Here is a 24,329-nt window from a genome sequence, read left to right as displayed (position 1 = left end):
AAGTTGTAAAATCTTTGTTAAATTGGACAAGCGCACCACTCGGTTCAAGAGTGGTGAGTTTAATGAGCTTCTATTTGTAATAAGCATTACTTAGGTACTTAGCATGACAGCAACAACCCCAAAGGCAACTTCAGTTATTCCCAATTTTTGTGAAGGCATACAATATTTTGGGGAACCTTTGCCGGACTTTGATAAGTATGGAAAAGAAAGTGCATTAACTGGTAATGCCGTTGACCCTAGTGACGATGCCGCAGTATACCAGACACTTCTCTACGCCGATGCACTCCGTTACTTAACTTTACAAGTCACTGGTTCCAAAGCTTCAGGACACCCAGGTGGTTTTGCAAGTCAAGCTGAAGCTTATGCTGCTCTAGTCATGCTTGGTCACAAAAATATTGTTACCGAAGTAGGGCACCATGCTCCCGGTTTTTATAGTGCCATGTTCCTCGACCGTTCGCTCGAAGATATGGGCATTTCCACTGTGCAGCAACTACGCGACCGTTTCCGTGAGAAGCATGGACTTCTCGGACACCTTTCTGGATATATTCCTGGTATTCTGGCGCCAGCAGGTCCATTAGGGCAAGGTCAACACTTTGCAATGTCAGCAGCGTTACTTCATCGTGATAAGCTTTTCCCGTTCACTGTTGGTGATGGTGGTTTGGGTGAACCTTATATTATGAGTTCGATGGGTCATTTTCATACTGCGTACCCAGATGTGACAAATTTCTTACCCGTGTTGGTATGGAATGGTTTTAGTCAAGAACACCATAGTATGGTATCTACTAAATCTAACGCAGAGATGATAGCGTATTGGCAAGGTAATGGTTTTGAGGAAGTGATATTAGTTGACGCGAAGGACTTCGACGATAAAAACCAGCCTGGTGATTATATTGATAGTACAGCTTTTTCTTTCTCGAAACGGATAGAGTTTACTAAGGCTGTTTTAGCAAATGTAGATAAAGCTGCAAAGTCGGCACTTGGTGGAAAATTAACTGTATTTATTATTAAACAATTAAAAGGTGCAGGAGTTCACGCGCGCGGCGCCAAGTCACACAACTTGTATCCCAAAGATACGCTTGATGCTCCTCACATAATGAACGCACTTAAAGAACGCGCGTTACCTGCTGAAGTATGGCAGTTAGTTAGAACCAACCTTGAAAAAGCAGGTGGTGGGCCAGCATCAAAAACCGCTGTTACTGAATTTGAGTTACCATTAGCTGATATTGGCGGCTTACCTTTAGAAGAATATGAAGTAGGTGGCGAAGCGAAAGTTTCTACTACAGCTATGGGAAGATTAGTAGGTGTAGTTGGACAAAAAGACAAAAACTTCCTTGTCACTAATGCAGATGGTAACGAAGCATCGGGTATTGCCAATATCAACCAAGCTTTAAAAATTAATCACCCTGTCAAAGATGACTTGTATAACCAAGCACCTGGCGGTCAAGTTTATGAACCATTGAGTGAAGATGCTTGTGCAGGTTTAGCTGTAGGTTTGGCATTGATGGGTGCCAGAACATTATGGTGTTCTTACGAGTCGTTTGCAATTAACGGGTTGCCAATTTTTCAAACAGTCACGCAAGCAATGGCTGAATTACGGCGCCAAACACCATCTACAATTACTTTATATACAGCAGGCGCCTTAGAACAAGGACGTAACGGTTGGACTCACCAACGTCCCGAAATTGAAGCGTACTTTGCCTCGATGATGCGTAATGGAAACGTTTTCCCTGTATTCCCACCTGATGCTAATAGTATCCAGGTTTGTTACGATTGGGCATTAAGTACCAAGAATAAGGGAATTGTCATTACTGCGAGTAAGTCACCTTTGGCCATTAGAACTACTTTTGCACAAACGCGCGAAGGTTTAGAAAATGGCGCCGTAGTTTTACAAGAAACTTCTGGAAATAAAACAGTAGTATTTGCAGTAATTGGCGACATGACATTAATTCCTGTTTACGAAGCTGCTAAGTTACTTCAAGAACAAGGTATAGGAAGTCGTATCGTTTCTGTTATTAACCCCCGTCGTTTATATCGTCCTTCTGATGTAGCTTGGGATACTTGTTCTGAGCCTGATGGTGGGTTTATTGATGATGCGAAGTTTAATGAGTTGTTTGGAGGAGATGGTTTAATTGGTGTTACTGGTGGCGCCTCGGCTATGTTGGAACCTATTATGTTACGTAGTAATGCTGTGCGAGATACTTTTGCATGGAAACGTGGGGAAACTACCGCAAGTGCAGGTGAGTTGATGGCGTTTAATGGGTTGACTGCTGATGCTTTGATGAAGCGTGGAATGCAACTCGTAGGTTAGGTATCCCGCCTAACCGTAGCACATCTGTCATAGGTGTGCTACATATGCTTTTTTAACCACAGAGACACGTAGACTTGGAACAGGCATCCTTGCCTGTTCTACAAGAATAAGTTTTCAAATCATTTCAGTATTTGCTGAAACTCAGAAATATTTTTAACGGTAACAGCTTGTTTCAACAGTCTACCTAAAACAGAAGAATCTGCGATACTATTCAATTTTTCAGAAATACTAGAAGGTACATTGGTGAATCGTGTCTCCAAAACTGATACGATACTCTCACGCGCCTTTTGTAACCTACCTTCTTCCATTACATCCTGAAAATAGCGTGTCTTTTTCAAATCATCTAAGCTAAACATAGTCTCTAACTCCTGTCTACTTAATTTCGGAAACTTGTATACCAGTATTTTATCGATTAATTCCAAAATTTTCTCTTGCGCTTCAGCATTGGTAACTTGTGTCTTGGCTTGCTGCATCAACTGTCTGGCTGTTTCACCAGTATTGACTTTTGATTCTACAACCAATTTTATCATCCCTAACCCAAGCGATGATGAAGATGCTTGTGGTAACTCATCCAAATATATCCTTGTTAGGCGCCCGCTATCAAAGAATTCTTCATACTGCCTTAATTTTCCAGTATCTAAGCTTTTACGAGCAAAAATTGCTACCGCACGCCAGTTTTGCCGTGGTCGATATTGCTTAAGATATAAAGATATCTCTCCGAATAAGTCCCAATAAAAAGCTCTTTTTTTACGAAACTGAACCTCAACAAAATATATAGATTTCTTTGAACCCTTAGCTGGTAAATATATACCGTCAAAACGAAACGCTAGCTCTTTCACTTCTTTAGATGAAAATTGATAGACATTAGCTATTGACGATTCACCTATAAGCTCAAATAAAAGACCAGGTAAAGTTTGAAATAACTGGTAGAAGATTGTATCTGTTCTCATTATTGTTTGAGAAGTTAAAACCTGTGTTCATCGAGTATCTAATAAATTTGTATTAAAGCGCTGTTCATTAACAATTATTTAAACTTTATTTCTATAAATTCTGTTTAATTAAAGATTTCATAAACAATTTACAAATTCTTTACTGCTGTTTTCGTAGCTCCACCATGTTGAGTAACTCTCGGACGACACCTAATTTTCATTGTTCCTTTCGTAAATGCATCATCACTGGCTTTACCCGACCATACATAGGCTTCTCCAGCACTTAAATTACTCATTTTCTCTGGAGTTAGAGAATTAAGTGAAACGTTGGCTTTTTGAATGTGCTTCAGCCAAGCAGGTGAGTTAAAGCGATGCATTATAATGTGTGAGGATAATTCGATTAGAGAAATAGGCACCGATGACGGGTCTTGTGAAGCAACCATAATGCTAGTTCCTTTGTGACGCATTTCTCTAACAACTTCAATAAGTCCGGTAACAAGGTTTGGACTTTCTATGTATTTGTGCGCTTCATCAAATACAACAAGTTTGCTGAATGTTTGCCCGTTATAAGTTGCTTCTGAAAAAATTTGTAATAAAACTACAAATAATCCTAAAGCTTCATCTTTTTGAATAAATTCATCTCGTAAATCTACGATAATTAAGCGACCAGGACGAACAGCATCTGTTAGCCGACGGTTATCATCGATATACTCAGCTGCAAATTCTAACCTCATTTTGGCTAAATCTTTTAAATTGTCTGTTAAAGATGAAGCGTCAACACTACGGACAATTTCTTCAAGGGTTAGTTGGTCGCGTAACTTTTTAATAATTTGGTTAACTTGACGTAGATATATGCTTTGACTATCTACGGCGCCCATCAAAAATTTCCAGTGCGTAGCTTTTAGCTCTGACGCAGCAAACGTAAGAGGTAGAACTTCTATATTTGGGTATTCGGCTTTTCTTTCTTCAACTTTTGAAGCAGGAACAAGAATTAGAACATCTTTTAGTGCTGCTGGTTCTGCTCCAAATCTTTCACGTAATAGCGTTAGCTGATTAGAATCTGAGTTAGGAGAAATCATTGAGGTAAACTCAGGTTTATAGTCTTGTGTTGGGCTATAGTGGAAAATTACTGTTGTCAAGGGATTTGGTAGGACATTGATATTTAATATCGGCATACAAGCCATTTCAACTATGCTACCAAGCGTATAACTTTTTCCTGCTCCTTGAACCCCAAAAAGACTAATAGTATGGGTTTGATTAAGGTCTAAAGCCACTTTGCGACCGTGCATTTCTCCTAAAATTCCATATTGTGGTGTTTGGGATTGAACTCCAAGCATAATATCATATTTAATTTCATTGCTTTGTGTTACAGCTTCAACTATCGATGCTGAAAATGATACTACATTTTCTTTTGGTTCTACGTCTTTATTATTCGCAGAATTAGTAACATATTGCTGTTGTTTGTCTTTCGTTTTTTCCGTTTTGGTTTTAATCTCTTCATACTTGCCGGAGGAAACCTGGTTTGAACTATCTTCTATGGAAGCTATAGCTAATGGTGCTTCAGATATTTCTGAAGAAACACTTAGTTTCTCTGTCAAAATATCCCATGTAGTAGAACGTTCTCTTGGCGGGACAATAAAAGAGGCTGAATTTAAACGAGGTATTGAGTCTGTAATTTTCTCCTGTGATGTTTCCGTGATTTCTGTAATGGGTTTAGCTAAGGCAATCAGTTCTCTAATTAAATCGATACCTATACGATGGTATTCAATATCTTTTTCATCTTCTGGCGGTTCTGTTCCCGGCTTTTCAAAGTCGAAAATTAGCGCGCTTTGGGTAAACTGAAGCGTGTAGCCATCTTCTAAAGTTGTAATTAAAATCCTAGCTTCTTCTGCGGCGCCTTTTTCAATTACTCCATATCGTAAAGCGCGGTCTAAGTAAAATTCAAGTATAATAGCAAACTCACGAGTCTTTAGTAAAAGATCGGGTCTATTTTTGACTTCAAAATGTAAGCCTAAAACGTCTTTTGATTGACTAATCTGTTCAGCTATTTGTTCTTTTAACCGATTGTAATTACCAATACTTCCTACCTCTGTATAGCATTTAACCTCTACTAAATTGCAAACTATAGTTCGAGTTGTTGCATTGAGATCAAGAAGTGCTAAATCTGTGCGTTGCTGGCTAATTGAATGACCTAACTCTTCGGCTTGCCGCTTTGCTTTTTGAAACAATTCTATATGGGCATCCAGTGGTAGTACAATTTGGTTCGATAATGCTCCTTGATATTGCAAAAATAAACGAGCTAAAGCTAGTCCAAGTGCTTCTGCTTGCTGAGTGTAAGATGAGATTAGTTTCAACGCTAACCGCCCAGAAAGTGACCGTAATTGTTCAAGAATTAACCCAGTATGGCTTCCTTCTACCATGACTTTGTACCTTTCTATCACTTGAGATAATATTGTTTCCAGTTCGGATAATGAGCGTGAGGTGACAACCAGTCGATGACCAAAAGTAGCTGTAGCATCAGGAACATAGTCAACTAAGTAAGGCGGACGATTTTTCTGACCACCGTGGTCGAAAAATTCAATGCCAATGTTACGGTCGATAGTAAAGACCCAATCACAAACATTATGGATACGGTGCAGTAACTCGCGTTGTTCTGTATTTAAACCCAATGTTAATAATGGGCGATTATCAAAAGCTGGTACGCCTGTAGCTACCGTTGTAGTCGCGCCAGACATTATTTTCGGTAATTCGGCTAATAAATCAATCAAGCTTTCGGCACCTTGACAGGTATGCGCTTCTCCATGACGTGGTTGGCGCCGCCAAAAAGTACCGTTTTCATCATCTTGAAACTCAGTTATAAAATCTTGAATTAAACCATGTAGAGGTGCAACATCTCTTGAACGCAAGGGAAGGGCTGAACCAATTTCTTTAGCCGGAAATAAATCTATTAAGATACTGATATGAGCCTGATATGCATTTTCTGAGGAACGAAAATCATTAATAGAATGAACAGCAAGGTTTAATTTAGGGAATAAATAATTTCCGCTTGATGTAGAAAAAGCATCGACAACTTCCGAAGTTATACTAGAACTGGGTGTTAGAAGTTGTTCTATAGCTTCACCCACTCCTGGCGCCTCTGGGTTAGGAACAAATAAGCGAATGTCGTAGCGTAAATCTTTGAAAGCTTCATGCTTCTGCAATTGTATTAGTGCATCTGCAAGGACGGTAGCCCGCCCTGAGTTAAAAACATTAATACTCAATGTGCGTATATACGGATTTTGTACTAAATACTTTTCAATACGAGAAGACAAAACCTTGGCATTTACAGCGGCGCCAATCGTGGGTTCTGGCAGTCCAAAAGCGGCACATACTTCTCCTAGTAAACCGCGCGTGTTTTCTTCTTTCGATGAAGCATAAAGCGACCAAAAATGATTAATATTATCAACTGTTACAAAAACTCGGCCATCGATTAATGGTAAGGATGGAGGTATATTTAAAGGCACTAAGCCCTGCAAAATAGCATCACGGGTAGTACTTAAATATTCTTCCGAACCATTATAAGCAGCATTTACCCATACTTGTCCGATTTGGCTCCATGTTGCCAACCACAAAGCGCGCAGTGGATGAGTTGGTCCGAGTAATATTGCTTCTTGTATGTTTCCTCGAAAATCTATAACCTCTACGCGGACTGTATCTATTAAAAGTACATTTTTCAGATCGCTGAGAGATTGCCTGTCTGAAGCATTACTTTTTTCAATTTTACGGCGCAAGTCAAGTAATAGTTCTTGGTATGCATTGGCGTACTCGTAACAGTAATTTTGTAATGAGGTAAAATCAACTGCTTGGGAAATCAGATTTTTATCTCCCGAACGAACAGCATTGAAATAAGCAGCACGGGTTGATATAAAACTTGATGCTACTGCTCCCGACGGAAAGTTAATAATATCCTTTGAGGGAGAATTAACTTGACCTATTTTGACCTGTAATTTCCAGACTACAGGTTTTTCGGGAGATTTTAACGTTTCTAGCTCTAAATCTTTCAGTAATTGTGATACAGGGATACGAAATTTTCCATCGCTACCAAATTTAACTTCTATTGCTTCTTGAACTGTGCTACGTGTTTTAGTACTTTTTTCAGCCCAAAGTATATCTTTGATAGTTACTTGAGTGGGGTTGCGGCGCCCGGAAATTGCGGAAAACTGTAGTCTGAGTTTAGCATGTTCTAGGCTAACTTCTTGGGGAATTGTTGTTGATGGTGGTTCTTCATCGATTTCAGCTTCTGGAAGTACATAAAATAATTCGCTTTCATACGATGGCTTACTCTGGGTAATAGTTGAACTGTTAGTAATATTATTTAAACTATTTGATTCGGCTAAGAGTATTGGGTCACTATTGGCAGTCCAAGGTAAAATTCTAATAAAATGCCATCCTTCCTCAAATTCAAATTTATCGAGTTTATCTAAAATAATACTTTTTTTTGGGTTCTTTGGTTTCCATGCCTTAACTTTTTTCGCGCCCCCTATAGTACAGCCATCTTGGTTAATAATTTGTATAGTAAAGTGGTCTAGTCCTTGTATCTGTTGTGGATGTGGGTCTACTTTAAATTCTACTTTAATTTTTTTCTGTTCTCTCGGAGCTAATATAGGTTGACCAATTAAACTTTGTAAACTTTGCTTTGTTTCATCCTCTTTTACATAATTTAAGCCTATATCCAAAATCTCTATAGATATTTTTTCTGTATTAACTTCTTCTTTAAACTTCCACTTATCAAACGAAATATCCCATTTCTTTCGGTCTAATACAATTTGTTTCGTCCACTTACTTGGATTTTCTATACCTGATTCTACCAAAAAGTCAATTAATTTAGTTTGAACTGTTTTGTCTGTTAACTCTAAATCTAAAACTCTACCACGAATTGATTTATCTAAATTCAAGGTAAGTTTTTGCATTGATTCTAGATTTTTCCGAATGCGAAAATTTACTGTTGCAGGTTCATTAAATAAAATAAAATCGGGAACCAAGCCTAACTCATATAATGCGGCGCCAAGGGTATCACCACCAACCACGTTATGAATTGCTGTTAGCAGGAAACGAACTTGCGTAACTGGATTAGACCAACGCCATTTTTCTTTGTCCAAATAATTAAATAAGTCCTTAATATAACCCATAATTTGCGCCGGAACTTGCTGTATTAAATGATGAGCAAGTTTTTGATAAATCTCAGCTAAGGATATTTCTTCAAATGATGCGACATTAAAGGAGTCTTCAGCGTTTGTTTGTAGATTAGATGGTAAGAATACCAGTAATGGTGGTCGTAATGAACTATCAGGTAAAGGGTTACGTAGTTCTACTAATTTAGTCGATGAAATATATAAACCGCCTTCATGGATATTTTGACCATTACCATTCAAAATAAAAATCTGCGCTTCAGAGATTTGTTGACGCAAGCTAATAGTTAACATCACCATCAAAGGTGTGTCTAAATCAGCAACTCGCATACAATGACCTTTACTCCGTGAAGCAATAATATCTCTCAGATGCGGTAATAGTAATGATTGTAAAGACTCAGTTAATTGTTCATCTTGAAGTTCTTGAATACCTTGAATCATTATTTACCCCCTGCAATTTTAGATGTAATAGTATAGCGAGGCGTTACCGTTTGGTTAACATAAGCATCGGAAAGGTCTTGGAAAAATCCAATTTCGCGTAGACGGGTCTTGAAAGCCATAACATTTTTTCGTAAAGCTTGCTGGTCTACAATGCTAGGCTGCTCAAAACCATCACCAGAAGGTAAGCGGTCAATATAAAGACCGTAACGTTCTCGCAAAAATGTAAGCAATTCATCTACCCTAATTTCACGAGTTACAAAGCTGCTGTTTCTAAGTTCTAAAACTGCAATTTGCAACAGGACTTCCAATAACCTACTTCCAAATGCGAACCAGCGAGGACTTCCCTTAGCGCGGGATTGACGCAGTAAACCAGAGTCACTGTTTTTTAATAGAAAAGCATCTAGGCATTTAATAATTGCTTCTCGATGGTAACTACCTCGAAGCGCAACTAAAATTTCTATATAAGTCTCGAATTCTTCCAACCCCATACTAAGAATGCGCTCTACTTCAGGCGGTATAGAGCTATCTGTTCCCTGTTTAAACCTTTCAACTAAACCTGTTAGCCTGTAGTTAGCAAAATCATTCCGGTCTTTTTTACTGCTGGGTCGCAAAAGCTGTAAAACTTCATTAACAGAAAAATCATCCCCAGTAGGTGAAAGCTTACTTCTTGCTTTGAGATAATCAGCCGCTTCATCCAACTTTTTGGTAATGAAATGGGCTTCGATGTAAGTGGGTATGCGACGGTAGTGAGTATCAGCACTGTGACGGGCTAACTCGGTCATATAAGGGTTATCAACGGCGCCCATATCGACCACTATACCAATACGATACGGGCAGTTGCCATGTGGTAACGATGTTCTAGGTTTGACAGGACAATTTTTACATATCGGGTCGCTTTCACATCGCTTTACAAGTGCTGGTAAAAGTTTCATCAACCGCAAGTGGTAAAGAGCTAAATGAAACGACAAGAGTGTTTTTAAATAGTCTACCAAAACTGACCGTGGCATATAATTTTCATAGGTCAGTAAGCGTAAAATATCATCTGCTAGCAAATCAGCTTGACCAACACAAAGGGGAAAGTACTTCTCAGGTTCTTTGGAAGTGTCTTGGACATCTTTAACCTGAACTAACTCATCAAAATGTAAAATTGCCTGAGTTTCTACATCAATTTTATCTGACAATATAATTCGGTCGGTTTGACGGTCAAGTCCAGCAAAAACAAAATCCTTTAACGCATCTCTTGCGGATTGACCTAAACCTTGACGCGCATGATAAAGCATCCAATATATATGCTCTGAGGAGCCATAATCTCTAGCATGTTTAGAGTTTCGGTATTTGTAAGTATTGCCATGTAATGGTCGAAGCGAGACGACTGCTTGAGTAGCCTTACCACGATTTACTAAATCTAATAAATCCGTTTCTAGCCATTTATAAACTATATCTTGATATTTGTCAAAACCAATAAACTTTTCTTTATTTTCTTCCGATGTAAATTCTTCTAAAAACTTTTCTATAGTTAATTTAATTGCAGAGCTTCTTACCTTTGATGGATAGCCATCAAATTTCAAGCGGGGAAAAAAGTTTAGCAAAGTCCTGTCTATTTCAATATGCTTGTAGTCAACGTAACTAATTTTACTAAGCACAAAAGCTTTGTCTTTTTTCTCCAATCCCATATATATTTTAAACTTTGGATTTTATATTTTGGATTCGATACTCTCTGAAACTTGTTTGAGTAACAGATTACCTTCCGTATCACGGCTGATACTATAAAAATCTTGTCCTGTCTCCGTAAGCAATACTTCCTGATACGGCGCCGAAGCCAAGAGATTTTTGAATACAGCCAAGCTCCGGTAAAGACCTTGTTGTTCCTCAATACTGGGACGATACCCAGCATCAAGTCTTTTTAGCATCTCGAATACATCCAAGTTTATACTTAACTCCGCATTATGGCTAATTATAGAATTATACTCAAGAAAAAATGCCTGTGGCAAAAATTCAACAAAGCGGCTTATCCCTTCAGCTTGGCGAAGCCCAGTGCTAAAATTACTACCATCGAATACGCGATAACTACGGATAGTGCCGTTGTTTACTTGACGTACTTTTAAAGCTAGTTTATCTCCAAGTAAAGATGGATTTCTTAGTCCTTCACCCCTATTTATCGCCAGCAATAAAGGTTGAACTTCCTTGGCTACGTCTTCGTGTCCAGTCACCAAATTTAGAAAATCCTCTGCGTAATGATAAGGTAGCATTTGTTTCCATCTTTCATCCCGACGTTCAAAGTACTGTCGGCGCCGCAACATGGCAACATAGGTTTTGTGAGCTTTTTGTCCAGCAGATTGTGTTCTTCCTTGGTAGTCGTCCCGTAGACCTTCAAATGTTTTTTGTAACAAATCCTCATCATAGCGTTTACGCTCAGAGAAATTAAAACGTTCCATTTCTCGCGCGTCTGGTTTCAGTAAAGCGAAACTACGGTCTAAGCTAGGGTTACTGGTTTCACCAATATCAATTTCTTTGAGGAGAGAAATTAATCTATCACCAGAACCCTCTTTACCTCCCATCCAAGCATTAAAATAAAAGCCATCAAGAATTTTTTGTCGGTCTTCGGCGCTGCTACTGCGGTATAATTCATGGACTCCATGACAGTCTCTAGTACCCGCGAGCATAAAAGCTACGGCAGACCGCAAATCTCGTAAAGTAATGTGTAACCGCGCGCGTAGGTGAGTGATAGTGTAAAGAGTTTTGAGTCTTTCGATTATTTTAGAACCCGCTGTATCGTCCATAAAAGTACGGGCATTGTGATAAATATAACATCTATATTTTAGGTTGCAATTGCCACAAGCTTGCCAGAACTGCAGTTCAGTCATACGGCGAACTAATCTATCAAATATAGAGTTATTTTCTTTACCTAAGTCAGCAACAATCGACCGTAGATTCAGGTTAATGACCGCAACTCCCTCTTGTGGGTCTGCACCTTTTAAACCACTTTTAACAATTTTAGCTAGTTTGGGAAAGCGTTTTTCGTGTTCAGATAAAAAGTCAACGAGGCGCCCTTCGTTAATTGCAATTAATCGTGTTTCATTATTTTGCCAGGTTTTTGCGTCTTCACCTTGGAAAGGCGCCAAAAATTCTAACAGTACATCATTATTAACTTTGTTACCTTCGTCTTGGCTACCATCGTAATTGGTAAGGAAAGTTCGTCCTTGAAGCTGAAATACAGAACCGTTGAGACCCCGTTGTAATATGGCTTTTTGTTTTTCTGCTTGCTTTTCCAACTGCTGAATAAAAGCGGTTTTACCGTCACCTGCATTCCCAGAAACAATCACTAAGCTAAATTCGCCTGCTAAAATTGCAGGTTGTAACTCTGTATCTAACAATGTTTCTACATAAGTTAACTCGCCAATTGCATCTAAACCCCTTGTTCCTGCATTAGTTTGCTGGCTTTGACTATATAGCGTTAGTAAATGGCTAACAAAAGGATTGAAATTTGGAATTGAAGTACTTGTTAGAGTTTCTGGTAAGGGTTGAGTCGTAATTTGGGTGGGTTGAGAAACTATTCGCAGGTGTTGAATTGCCTCCAAAGCTGCCCTGAATTCTTTTGCCGAAGAAAATCTATCTTTCCTATAGGGAGAAATAGTCTTCATCAGTAGTTGTACTAGCTCATCACTTAAATTTTTGTACAATGTATAACTGCGAGGGTCATGAGGAAACTTATCCTTTCTCAGCTTTGGGTCTTGTTCATCAAAAGGATATTTACCTGTGATGCATTCGTAAAAGGTAATACCCAATGCATAAAGGTCGCGGTCGATTTTTTGGGCTTGGTCGATTTGATCTAAATCTTGGCTAAAATCAAAATCGGGTGGAATATAGCGTCGAGTTCCCCCATGTCCAGTAATTTCTTCTCGTTCTGAGACAGCGACGTTAAAATCAATAATGCGGACTCCTGTATTTGTCCACAGCAGGTTTGAAGGTTTAATATCTTGGTGGTAAACACCAATCTCATGGAGATGCGCCAACCCTGCGGCTGTTTGAAGGGCTATTTTGACTGCATCTTCCAAGGAAAGTGCTTGTAATTCAATAAGTTTTTCTACATCCTTACCATCAACATAGTTAAATAGAATATAAGGTGTACCGTCTAAGAGTGTTTTAGCATGAACAACTTTAACTATATAAGGATGTTCGGGAACTTCTAGGAGTGTTTTATATTCGCGTTTTAGGCGCCGATAAATTGATTCTTTATCACGGGTGATAATTTTCATTACTAAATCTCTGTCACCCATTGAATCAAAAACTTTGTAAACAACACCAAATCCACCTTGACCAAGGCGCTTTTGGATAGTATATTGACCATCAACAACATCGTCTGATGCTAAATTTGCCCAGTCGATTTTAAGTGACGGTTTCGGGGTTTCTGCTGGATTTTGCATTCCTAGTTGAACTGGTGCATTTGGTGTAATAATACTATTAAGTTCGGCTAGCGCTAAAGCTGCACTGAAATAGCGGTTTTCAGGGTCAAAAGCACAAAGCTTCTGTAACCATTCATCCATACCTGGGGGAAGGTCTGGTTTATAAGCAGATGGTTTTTCGGGGAAAATAGCAGTGAGTTCAAAAACTTGGGAAATATCTTCAAAAGCAGTTTGTCCCGTTAATAACTCGTAAAATACCAACCCAATCGAAAATAAGTCAGAAGCGATGCTAGCTTGAGTAGGGTCTTCGTAACATTCCGGGGCTTGATAATTATAATCAAGCTTATCTTTAACCAATTCTGCAACTGAACTTTTACGGTTTTTAGTGACTCTCGCATAATCGAAACCAGTTAACCGTGCGTTACCATCAGGGGTAACTAATATTGCGTCTGTACTTAAGTTGCGGTGAATAACTTCATATTTGTGCGCGTGGTCAAGTGCAGAAAGTATATCTCGCATAATACCAAGTTTTTGGTCAAAAGTCAGTGCTAAACTCGGCTTTCTGATGTGTTGGCTAAGAGGTTCTCCAGCAACATCTTCTGTAACTATAATGATTTTATCTTCTGCTTCGGTAGGAAAGAATTCTTGTACTTTTAATATATTAGGATAACCTGGCATATGTGCTACCGAGCGGTAGGCATTACTAATTAATAATCGTTGTTCGTCACGGGTAGCTTGGTCTTCATAAACATCTATTTCATAAATACGCAGTCGCGCAACTCCCCCACGTTTACCAAGTAAAATATGCTGGGCACGATATTCTTTATACTTATTTTCTACTTCGCCTAATTCTTCTTCTATTTGCCAGTCACGGTAGCACAGAGGCGCCGATATTGGACGAGCTTTACCAACAATTGCCTCTTCAATATTAGTATTGAATGGGCGAATATCCTGTAAACGGCGTTCAGGAATATGACCTTTGTCTTTAAAATAAGTTAGACATCTTTGGTCGAGGTAGGTAATATTATTTTCATCATAACTCCCGTGAGCATCGACATGAGAGTCATGAGCAGTCATTAAAATAACAGCATGAACATAAATTCCTTCAAGGTCTTTTTTACTAGGATTTGTATCACATATTAAGCTTTTGAGTACCTTCGCATGGTGTCGTAGTTTGGGAAGTGGCGAATTAATAGAAGCGCGTCCTTGTGGATACCAAGTTGAACCGTAAATATCGACTAGTCCACGAATACCTTTGACATCAACAACAAAAACACTATGAGGGGCAATAATGGCTAGGTCTACTTCAAACTTGCCTTTGCCTACAGAAAGTTCAAAGTTATGAATTATTGTATAAGTATCTGGTAAATTATCGCGAAGATATTTAATAGCTTGGCGTTCGGAGTCGTTGACTGGTTCGCCAATACGGATGACTTTAGCTACCATTAGGCGCCTCCCAAAAATATTTCCTCTTCAACCATAGCAACTGCCTCATCCTCTAAAACATTAGAGAAATGTCGTTTTTCATAAGCATCTATAACAAGTTCATGGATTTCTTGTTGAGTTTCCTTATCTGGGTAGGGAATAGGTATATAAGGAATAAAATCTGGATGAAGGTATTGTAATTTACTGCCAAACGCAATTGATCTTAACATCCTAAATGCTGTTTCCGATCTCATAAAAGCAAATAAGCAACCTCTAGGCATAATTTTCTCGTCTGCTAACACGCGCACAAAAAGTTCTGAGTAAGCCATTAATGTAGCCGAACCCCATATAAGTTCAGAACGACAGTACATTTCATTTTCACCAAGAGTTCCTGTTGCAGCTATTAAAATAGTACCTGGTTGTACAAATACATCACTTCCTAAAGCAGATTTTACAACCCACCTACCTTCTGGTCTTAACCAAAAAAGTTGTCTTTGTCCTATCAATTGGCAACCAAATTCTGGGTTAGAATCAATACGCCTATATCTTCCTCCTCTTTGTAAAGTTCTAGGTATGCAAATTTCATTAAGTTCTTTATATTGAACAGAACTAATCATTTTACATAACTGTTTAAATCTAGGGTTAAAATTAGCGGCACGAAGGGAAGTTTGTGAACTTAGAGTGTGAGAAAAACCTAAATCTGCTCCCATATTATGCCATTCAGCAGTAGTAATATCTTGAAGTCCTACTGAACTGAAAAGACGATAAGTTGCTTGCTTAATTTGTGATTGATACTCACTGCGTAATCTAGCTGCTTCTGAAATATTTTTATGTGCTTCCTCTTCAATATCTTTGCCTAACCTAGGTACTGGCAAATCAGCTATGTGATGAGGTTCTATATGCTGAATAATGGCGCCGTAAGTTCCTGAAACAATAATAGGAACACCAAATTTACTACTCAAATAAGCATATAAATAACCAGGCAAAATTTTATCTGGGTCAGCAACAACCCGCATAAAATGCTGTGAACCCGCCATTCCCTTCATGTCAGAACGGGAGTACACCATCCGCCCTATGGTTCCAGAGCAAGTTATTAAAGTCCAACCCTCATCAATTAATAATTCAGGATGTGCAACTACTTGTTTTTTTGATAATAGAGGTAAATTAGATAAATCTGCTGCTAGAATATCGGTACTACCGAGAAACGGAACTCCGTATTCTGGGTCTTCAACGTAATTACGAGGAAATCTCGGGCCATTAAAAATTCCTTTCATTCCTTCTTTTGTAACTTCATGCAGAGGTTGCTTCTCTGCTGATAACTTCTCTAATATAACCTTTGCTTCAAAAGCCCCTGATAAATATGGATTACAATCTAGCCTTCGCCCATTATCCTCCATCCAAGAGGACATTACAGGAAGTTCAAGTTTTGTAATTTTCATACCTGACCTCCATCAAGGGGAAACCACTGTTGCATAGTATAACAAAGTGTTTGGAAAGCTGGGTCTACACATCCTTTAATAGAGACTTTGCTAGTTATATTTTTATAAATAGCTGATGAACGAGGGGTTTTGGTTGCTTTTAAAGCGTTTTCCACAGCTTTCTTTGGGTCAGCAGGTTTTAATGTAGCAGCATCCCATAAACCTTTTTGCTCTAACCATTTTCTTAAAGAGATATCCTGCTTAAACCGAAAAGCTTGTTCTACATTAGGATTATCCTGCAATATCCAAACCTCTAATTCTGGGTCAATGACTATTACTGCACACTGTTCTTCATCCCAACCTGTTTCAATTAAATTTGCTTTGATGTTATTATGAATTTTCTCGACTCCGGGTGAACCATCCCAAGCATTATCTAAAACTACCACAGCATAACGATGTGTTCGCTGGTAAGGACGTAGAAACTCATGCGCGCGGGTGTATACTCCTGGGTCATTACCGCTTTCATCAACAATAATGTCTTGCTGTGGGTCAAAGCCAATTTGCCGAATACCTAAACTATAATGAAACCCTTCTCTTGTTAAAAAACCAGTAAACGTTGCTTCCATATTTTTATCTGCTAGCAAAAATATACAATCTCTCATCCCAATACCCCCGCTGCAAACAGGGAACCAAGGTCAATACCTCCTTGCCAATCTTGAAGACGTGGATGTTTATTTCCTGCAACAGCTTCGGCGCCATTTTCTTTACTCCCGCGCATTACTATTACTGATTCTAAATCTGTATGTGCCAAAACTATTGGAGAATGCGTAGATACCCATACCTGAGAATCGTACACAGAGCTTAAAGATTGCATGACAATTTCGATTGCTCTAGGATGAATACCGTTTTCCGGTTCCTCTAAAAAAATTAAGCTTGGCGCCTTGGGTAAATAAGGCAAAATAGTTAGTGCTAGTATATGCAACGTTCCGTAAGATAATCCCGAAGAAGTTACAACGTGGTTTCCCCAATAAGTTAATTTTAGGTAAGCGTGATAGTCTTCTTCGCGTTGAACTGCTTCTATTCCAATAAGATTCGGCAAAGCCATTTTGATATGCTCTACCCATGCATTAAATAAATCGGGTTGTTCTTGCTGTAAACTGAGAACTAACCAAGGCAAATTGCCTGCATCGCTACGAATTGTTTTCGGTTGGCCTGGTGAAGATGCTCGACGTAACATAGACCAACTAGGTTCGTAGCGCATTACTCCCCTTTCTAACAAATCTCGAAACCAAATAGTGGCTGGAAATTTGGTTGCATCACGTGGTATATTTGCTAGCGCTAATTCTTGTGGCTCTAAACGTAGTTCAACATTATTTTTACTGCGGTCTTCAAGTTTAAGTGAAACTGGTTCTCCAGATTCGCGCTGAATAACAGAAACCCAATCGCGCGGACGTGTCCCTCCTATTCCCCACCCTGTATCAGGCTCAGTAACTTTTTGAGGAACTATATACAAAAATTCATCTGTTACTTGAAGTTCAATTTTATTAAATATTTGAAATCGTATTTCATAACGTAAACTGTGAGGATATTTACTACGGTCATTTTGAACACTTTTAGATGCAAATTGAAGTAATTTTATAATGATTTCTTCTGGTAAGTCCGCTTCCACCGCAAACCCAAAATAATTTCCTCGGCGATAATGCACTAGCTCTTGTAAACTTTGTGCCCTTGGACTTCCAGCTATCGAAGGTGATTCTAAAAAAGCTGGAACTAAACCGCGCGATAATATTTCACCTAGTAATAAAGGAATATCCAACAGCGTACTTTTACCTGTACCATTGGCGCCTGCCAATACATGATATTGACCAACTTTAACATCAAGTCGGTCAAAACAGCGATATTTAAATGCTTCTATCCGAGTAATCATACACCTGGAGTTGGATATTGTTGCCGAAACTCTCGATATTTTTCTGCTATTACAGGTAAGTCATCATCGAGTATTTTTTCTTTACGTTTTAAAGGACGTTCAATAACACGTTCTCCAATTTTTATTCTTTCTAGTGTCTCCCTCAGCACCACTATTTCTTCACCATCAGGAGTTCTTTTATAAAGCGTATTTCCCCGACGGTCAAAACCGACTTTCTCAGCAACCGCCATAAATACAGGATATTCTGTCTTACCTCCAAAATCCTCAGCCCTAATCTCATCTTTTGTTTTCCGCTTCAAAAACAATAAACTCGTCAAAATATTAACATTTGCATCAACAATAAATGCTTCAACTGGGATATCCACACTCGCCAAAACCCAACAGTAACGAAGAATCCACCAGCGAATGTACTCAGTACCAGGATTTCCCAAAATCCCATCTGGTAAAACAATTGCCATTCGTCCACCGGGTTTCAGCCAATTTACACAGCGTTCGATAAATAACACTTCTGGCGCCACGCTATTTTGCCGTTTAGGAGTTCTGCGAAAACTCCCATCCTCCAAACGTTCCCACACCGAAGCTAGTTCATACTGCTTAAGTATATTTTCGTCAGTTATGGGAATATCTGACCCAAACGGCGGATTTGTCAACAGTACATCTATTGATTCTAGCGGAATTTCTTTTCTGGCGCCTTCTAAACCCTCTAAATGTCCATTCGGAAATTCCAAGGAATTAATATGATAAAGATGACCCCTGCCATCACCTGCCATTACCATGTTCATTTGGCAAGCTTTAATCAAAAACTGGTCAAAATCGGCACCGAATACCTGAGTACCTGCAAATCTCCGCAAGCGTTCGTCAACTGAAAGGAACTCCTCTGTTGTCTCAAACTCAATTGGTATATTTGCTTCGTCCCGAAACTTCTTTAGCATATGTGCCAGTACCGCTACCAAAAATCCTCCAGTTCCACACGCACAATCTAAAATCCGCTCATTTTCCTTGGGGTCAAGCATTTCCACCGCTAATTTAATTACTCCTCGTGGTGTAAAATACTGCCCCCGATCACCGCGTAAATTGTTACCTACAATTTCTTGATAGGCGCCTCCCTTTGCATCTACGTCTGTGCGTGTAAATTCATACTTTGCTAACTCCGACACCATAAAAGCTAAAGCACGGTCAGAAAGGATTATTTCCTCGTTTCCCCGGAATAAGTTAGTGTAGCTCTTTTTCACGTCATCAAATAGCGGCATTATTCGCTTGCGGATTTCCTGACGCCCTTCAGCATTAAACTGTTCTTTGGGACCTGCCCAAAATCGCCGTTGACCGCGAGGCGATTTCTGCTCATCGTGCATTTTACAGAAAATGAGGTATAAAAACTGCCAAAACGCTGCATCCTTTGGCATTCCTTCATTCCCGTGAATAAAATTATGGCAGCGTCGAAAAGCCACACGCAACATTTCTGCATCTGCTTTACGGGTGCGCGCGGTTGAAAGCACTTGCTGTGTTTCCAAAGATTCATCAGCAGGAGGAAAATCGCCTATCTGCTCAAACTGCACCTCAAACCGCTTAACGTGCTTCTCCAAATAGAAAAACTCTAAACCATTTGTCCATAAACCATACTTACAGGAATCAATATGCTCCATGATGGTTTCTAATTCTTCTAAATCCTTTGCTGCTTGGTCATAATCTCGAATCCTGACAGCATTTCTACCTACTTTCGGTTCTTGACGACAAACTACTACCCGACTCAAATTTTGTACGGTATGTTCTTTGTCGTGGTGAAAAATCGCAATATCGAGCTTTTTCCGCTTCCCATTTATAGAAACCGGAAAATCAGCCGCCATATCCTCTACCGAAATGCCATACTCATGAAAAAGCGCGCGGGCAATTCGCTGACGCACTTGTTCTTTAGGGGTATCCTTAAGACTTTTCTCACCACTAATAAAGTCAAGGATGTAACCGTCAGAAATTGTGGAATCTTCGGTATCTACATCTAAATCAGGGATAGGCAACTGTTTTGATTTCATTCGCTGTGACATTTTCCTCATTCCCATCCCCCAGATATCTAGGGGTTAAAGATGGGGGCATTATTATTCAGAGACAGCCAGTATTGTATCCGAAGATGCCTCCTTTAAAACATCCAGCTTAATAAAACGCTCAACTTTAGTTATTTGTTCATCAGAAAGTTCCTTTGCCATTACCAAACGTACTAGTTCCAACACTTTCGGTCTTTCCTTTAGCAAACTCACTATATCCGGGTCAGTCGAAGGACAAAGCCGGAATAACACATCAGGGTCAGCAGCTAGTACCTTTGCCAAAGCCTTAATAATTTCTGGCTTTGGTGGGTGTTCCTTGCCTCGTTCAATACGACTCAGGTAAGCAGGTGAGATACCGACCAGAGTCGCAGTTTCCCGAAGACCCAGCTGTTGAGCCTCACGAAGTTGCCTAATTGTTTCTCCAAACTTGGTCATCTCTCTAAATTTTGTTGCATGTTATGTAACACTAAACAGTTTATGCACGAAAGGTCAATGAGTAACCTTACAAGATGCTACTCAATGACAATTAATGTGAAAAGTTAAAAACCATCTTTAATTCATTTTACAATACTATTGTATTAATGAGCGAATTTAATTATAAATCTTGATGTAAACATTGTTTGTAAATTTGTAACATTATGATAGGTGATTTTTAACGCTAAAGGATATGCTGCATTAACTCAATTTTTACAAAATATGAAGAGTACATTTAAAGCCGTTGGTTTAACCGAAGATAGTATTTTATAACAGGTAATTAAGCTGTGATGAAGTGGAATAGGTATTGGTATTATTAAAAATGGGTGCCAGGTTTATTAAGAAGCTTAATTCGGCAAGCGGAAACTAGATAAATAATATCTTTAATACGTTGCCCGTCACCCATCACCCATTACCCGTCACCCATTACCCGTCACCCATTACCCGTCACCCATTACCCGTCACCCTGAAGGGTGGGGCTATACGAACGAAGCCCGCGAAGGCGGGCTAATTTAGTTATATTTCCCAATCGGAGACTAAACTTTTATGTCCGTGGTGTTGAGCTTGATTTCTGATATAGTCTGCAACTTTATCAATACCACGCTCGCTAACGGTAAAGGCACCGTAACCTCCTTGCCATTTAAAAAATGTACCTGGCTTAATTTCATGAGTAACAAGATGCGATGAACTTCCTTTGGCTTTACCTATTAGCTCCGATACCGTTAGATTAGGTGGATAACCTGTAAGAAGATGTACATGGTCTGCTACACCACCAATAGCTATAACCGTACATCCCAAATCATTGCATTGTTTGACAATGGCGTTATAAATAATATTTTGGATATCTGGTGTTACCAACGGAAGTCTATCCCATGTTCCCCAAACGCAATGTAAATATAATTGCGTAAAATTTCTTGTCATGTTGGTTTTAATAAATTTCAAAGATGCTAATCCTATATTTCCCCAACAACATAAATAAATAACATCTCCCCCACCTAGCCCGCGAAGGCGGGCTTTGCTCGTATAGCCCCACCCTTGAGGGTGAGGGAAATTTAGATGAATGATTCAGGAATCATAAATAGAGACGAAGTAGTTAATATCTCATCTGCTCTCACGTCATGAGAAAGCGTGTGGTGCATGGAATATTGGCTCATGACTAATTAGCTACGGATAATTTTATCTCTTAACAAGCTTTTATGCAAAATACATCTTTTCGCGAACGCTTTCCACAATTGTTTAGCGGGTTGTTTGCTTTATCGCTAGCATTGGTTGCTGGTTCGTTTATTGGCGCCAGTGCTATTCGCAACCTGAAACAAACTGATGTAGTAACGGTAACAGGTTCGGCAAAACGTCCTATTCGTTCAGATTATATAATTTGGAGTGAGGCGTATCACCCTTCCCTGTCTGCCACTGGTTGGTGCAGCTGACATTGCATGCTGTTGTGTGCAGCAGATTGTGCGTGCTCTGCAGGCACCTGCAGGCGCCAAAGCACTGTCTGCTTTATCAATACTTGTGCGGTCCTTTGCTTTGCAGCGCTGTGCATGGCATCCTTTGGCGTGATGATGTGCGAGGCAGCTGTTGCGTCTTACTACGTGTTGAAGGATGGAGGGAGGGATGGGCTTTTATTCCGCGCTTGTGTTAATTTTGCTGCCACAATTGCAGTTACTGGCGTGCTGTGTTGTCACTGCAATTTTCTGTATGCCCAACTGACTGGCCATACTTGCATATTTATATACTATCACCTGACCTGATACTATATACATGTATGTGTGAGCAGGTGATGCTGGTTTCTCATGTCTCATGCTTCCCTCTGATTTTGTGCTACACCTGCCTTATACAATTTCACTGCGGTACCTGTTTTTGCATGTCACTTGCAACCCCATCTGTGTGCATGGATCTCTGGCTGATATGTACGTGTGGTGGTGTCCTGACGGCATCGCCAACCGCACATAATGTGTGCATACTAGGTGTGTGTGTTGAGCTGTTGTGCATGTGCAGGGTGTCATCTTGCTGACCAGTCAAGCCAGTGGCGACTGATGTGCAATGCATGGCCCATGTGTTGTCTGTCACGCTAGTGACCAATCCACTCAGCAGAGGCTGATACTCCATGCAGGCCTTGTGTGTTGTCTGTTGGTGTTGGCCAGTAGTGAGTCAGCACCACACAGCCTCTTGCAACTCAGCTTGCATCATGGTGCGGAACATCACACAGCCTTTTGCAACTCAGCTTGCATCATGGTGCGGAACATCACATTTGGTGTTACAACTCAGCTTGCCTCATGGTGCGGAACATCACATTGGGTGTTACAATCCAGCTTGCATCATGGTGCGGAACATCACATTGGGTGTTGCCAGTCGGCATACGCCAATGTCAGCACACACTGTATGCTGAGTGCTGGACTTGGTGTGATACTCTGTCAGAACATGGTTTGGCATGTTAGGGCTGGAATGCTGGCGCTTAGGCGGCTGCGGAGCCATGGGCTTTGTCCACTGCACCAGAGTTACTCTTATCATGTTGGCAGTTTGATTCAGCAGCACTGCTCATACAAGGCCAAGAGGGCGCCTGCTTTGCATGTTTATCTTGCGAGCGATTGGCAGGCGTGCAACATCATGGCATGCCCAAAGGTATGGCTTATCGGAATGATTATTATTATTATTATCATGGCATGCCCAGGTCTGCAGTTCTAATGGTGTGCTGTTGCAGGTGGTAATGTTGCTCAGTGTGGCACGTCGTGCTGTCTTGCCGAACCGTGCCAGCGACAATGCTGTGCTTTGCCAACACTATGGCGCAATCATGCCCAACTGATTGCTTGTGAAGTCTTTGGGCCGAGTGCCCTAACATTGGGCCTGTTGTCAGGCAAGCTGAGAAGTAGCCCTGCATTGAACTGTATGGTTGCCAACGCAGCAGCTGGGTGGACAGCTTTTGCTGAGCGTGCACAGCTGCCCCTGCATTGCGTGTGACATGTGATGGATGCTTGCAGTGCACTTGATGCGTGGCGGGCCCATGCATGCTCACCTGCCTAGTAAGCTCACAGTGCTCTTTATCCACGCAGATTGCTTTCGGGTGGCCTGTTGGGGATGTATGAGTGGCCTGTGGCAGGTGTGCCAGGAGGTGCACTCGTTGTGCCTGGCAACCTGTGCTTTCTTGCAACTCTTTATAAAGGTGTAATTACACCGCGCTCAGTGCCAGTGACTGGCGTGATTTGCCTGATGATGTGGTCTTCCACCGTAACACAGTTCCCCGCAAGTGCTTGGCCTTTGTCGTGTGCGCTTGCAAGAGACAATTGTCTCTCTGGTCTGCTTAGGGTTGGGCCTTAGGAACCCCAACTGTCAGCCTGACTGTCATGAAGAAAACGTGGTGTACACCACTCTGCAACTGTGGATTGTTCTACAGAAAAAGACCGCTACGTATACTCTGTTACACCAGACGAACTTCCAGATTCACAGGACTACTTGGGACTACAATTAAGGCTGATGCACGGCAGAGTTTCACTGCACAGGTACAGCGCACAACAACGCTTAGGCAGCTGAACAACGCCGCACAAGCGCCAAGATGAGCTTAATTGGTAGCTGCTAGTAGCTACTAGGACCCTGGCACCAAGCAAGCACGATGCTAACCCTTTCGCGATGAGTATGCAGGTCTACCAGCCATAGCCGCTGCTGCAGCAGGGTCTGCTGAGTCAGCCAAAACTCTGCTGAGTTCGACCCACATGCTGCACAGTGCTGCTGCTCGTTTACATGCTGCCCCAAGCCGCAACTGTTTCAGAGCAAACTGCTGTGCAATCTGCCAGTGAGAAGCAGGG

13 protein-coding genes are annotated in these 24,329 nt (G+C 40.4%); 2 read left to right on the top strand and 11 right to left on the bottom strand.

What is annotated here, in order from left to right; genetic code table 11:
• Positions 1-103: 103 nt before the first annotated feature.
• On the top strand, positions 104-2,308 hold the full coding sequence (locus AC2JBO_RS05445; protein WP_496952614.1) for a phosphoketolase family protein: 2,205 nt from the start codon (positions 104-106) through the stop codon (positions 2,306-2,308).
• A gap of 119 nt (positions 2,309-2,427) precedes the next feature.
• Here AC2JBO_RS05445 and AC2JBO_RS05440 read toward each other — a convergent pair whose 3' ends face one another.
• From AC2JBO_RS05440 to tnpA, 10 genes are all read right to left on the bottom strand, one after another.
• On the bottom strand, positions 2,428-3,258 hold the full coding sequence (locus tag AC2JBO_RS05440) for an Rpn family recombination-promoting nuclease/putative transposase (RefSeq protein WP_496952613.1): 831 nt from the start codon (positions 3,256-3,258) through the stop codon (positions 2,428-2,430).
• A gap of 128 nt (positions 3,259-3,386) precedes the next feature.
• A complete protein-coding gene (gene mads8 / locus AC2JBO_RS05435; RefSeq protein ID WP_496952612.1) occupies positions 3,387-8,846 on the bottom strand; it encodes a methylation-associated defense system ATP-binding protein MAD8 in 5,460 nt (1,819 codons plus the stop codon).
• The gene (gene mads7, locus AC2JBO_RS05430) at positions 8,846-10,519 is read right to left on the bottom strand and encodes a methylation-associated defense system protein MAD7 (protein ID WP_496952611.1); all 1,674 of its coding nucleotides are present in this window, start codon (positions 10,517-10,519) and stop codon (positions 8,846-8,848) included. Before mads7 ends, mads8 begins: the two co-directional genes overlap by 1 nt.
• 21 nt (positions 10,520-10,540) lie before the next feature.
• Positions 10,541-14,695, bottom strand: a complete 4,155-nt coding sequence (gene mads6 / locus AC2JBO_RS05425; RefSeq protein ID WP_496952610.1) for a methylation-associated defense system protein kinase MAD6 — start codon at positions 14,693-14,695, stop codon at positions 10,541-10,543.
• Positions 14,695-16,113: a methylation-associated defense system restriction endonuclease subunit S MAD5 gene (gene mads5 / locus AC2JBO_RS05420; protein ID WP_496952609.1), complete on the bottom strand. Its 1,419-nt coding sequence runs from the start codon at positions 16,111-16,113 to the stop codon at positions 14,695-14,697. Before mads5 ends, mads6 begins: the two co-directional genes overlap by 1 nt.
• Entirely contained in the window at positions 16,110-16,754 is a 645-nt protein-coding gene (gene mads4, locus AC2JBO_RS05415) for a methylation-associated defense system protein MAD4 (RefSeq protein WP_496952608.1), read from the bottom strand. Before mads4 ends, mads5 begins: the two co-directional genes overlap by 4 nt.
• On the bottom strand, positions 16,751-18,019 hold the full coding sequence (gene mads3, locus AC2JBO_RS05410) for a methylation-associated defense system AAA family ATPase MAD3 (protein WP_496952607.1): 1,269 nt from the start codon (positions 18,017-18,019) through the stop codon (positions 16,751-16,753). Before mads3 ends, mads4 begins: the two co-directional genes overlap by 4 nt.
• Positions 18,016-20,058 (bottom strand): methylation-associated defense system DNA methyltransferase MAD2, encoded by a 2,043-nt coding sequence (gene mads2 / locus AC2JBO_RS05405; protein ID WP_496952606.1) that lies wholly within the window; start codon positions 20,056-20,058, stop codon positions 18,016-18,018. The genes mads3 and mads2 overlap by 4 nt, the downstream gene beginning before the upstream one ends.
• Before the next feature lie 51 nt (positions 20,059-20,109).
• Positions 20,110-20,490, bottom strand: a complete 381-nt coding sequence (locus AC2JBO_RS05400) for a helix-turn-helix domain-containing protein (protein ID WP_496952605.1) — start codon at positions 20,488-20,490, stop codon at positions 20,110-20,112.
• Positions 20,491-21,045: 555 nt separating this feature from the next.
• Positions 21,046-21,450, bottom strand: coding sequence for an IS200/IS605 family transposase (gene tnpA / locus AC2JBO_RS05395; protein ID WP_496952604.1), 405 nt, complete (start codon positions 21,448-21,450; stop codon positions 21,046-21,048).
• A 275-nt stretch (positions 21,451-21,725) separates the two neighbouring features.
• Here tnpA and AC2JBO_RS05390 point away from each other — a divergent pair, with 275 nt between their 5' ends.
• Positions 21,726-21,956 carry a hypothetical protein gene (locus AC2JBO_RS05390; protein ID WP_496952603.1) on the top strand — a complete coding sequence of 77 codons (231 nt, stop codon included), beginning with the start codon at positions 21,726-21,728 and terminating at the stop codon, positions 21,954-21,956.
• Between the two features lie 2,183 nt (positions 21,957-24,139).
• Here AC2JBO_RS05390 and AC2JBO_RS05385 read toward each other — a convergent pair.
• The coding region (locus AC2JBO_RS05385; RefSeq protein WP_496952602.1) for a hypothetical protein at positions 24,140-24,329 on the bottom strand (190 nt) is incomplete at its 5' end.

Source organism: Calothrix sp. CBUCES-K 9914, assembly GCF_059640475.1.
The sequence above is the reverse complement of the archived record's forward strand: the minus strand, read 5'-3'. Positions and strand labels throughout refer to the sequence as shown.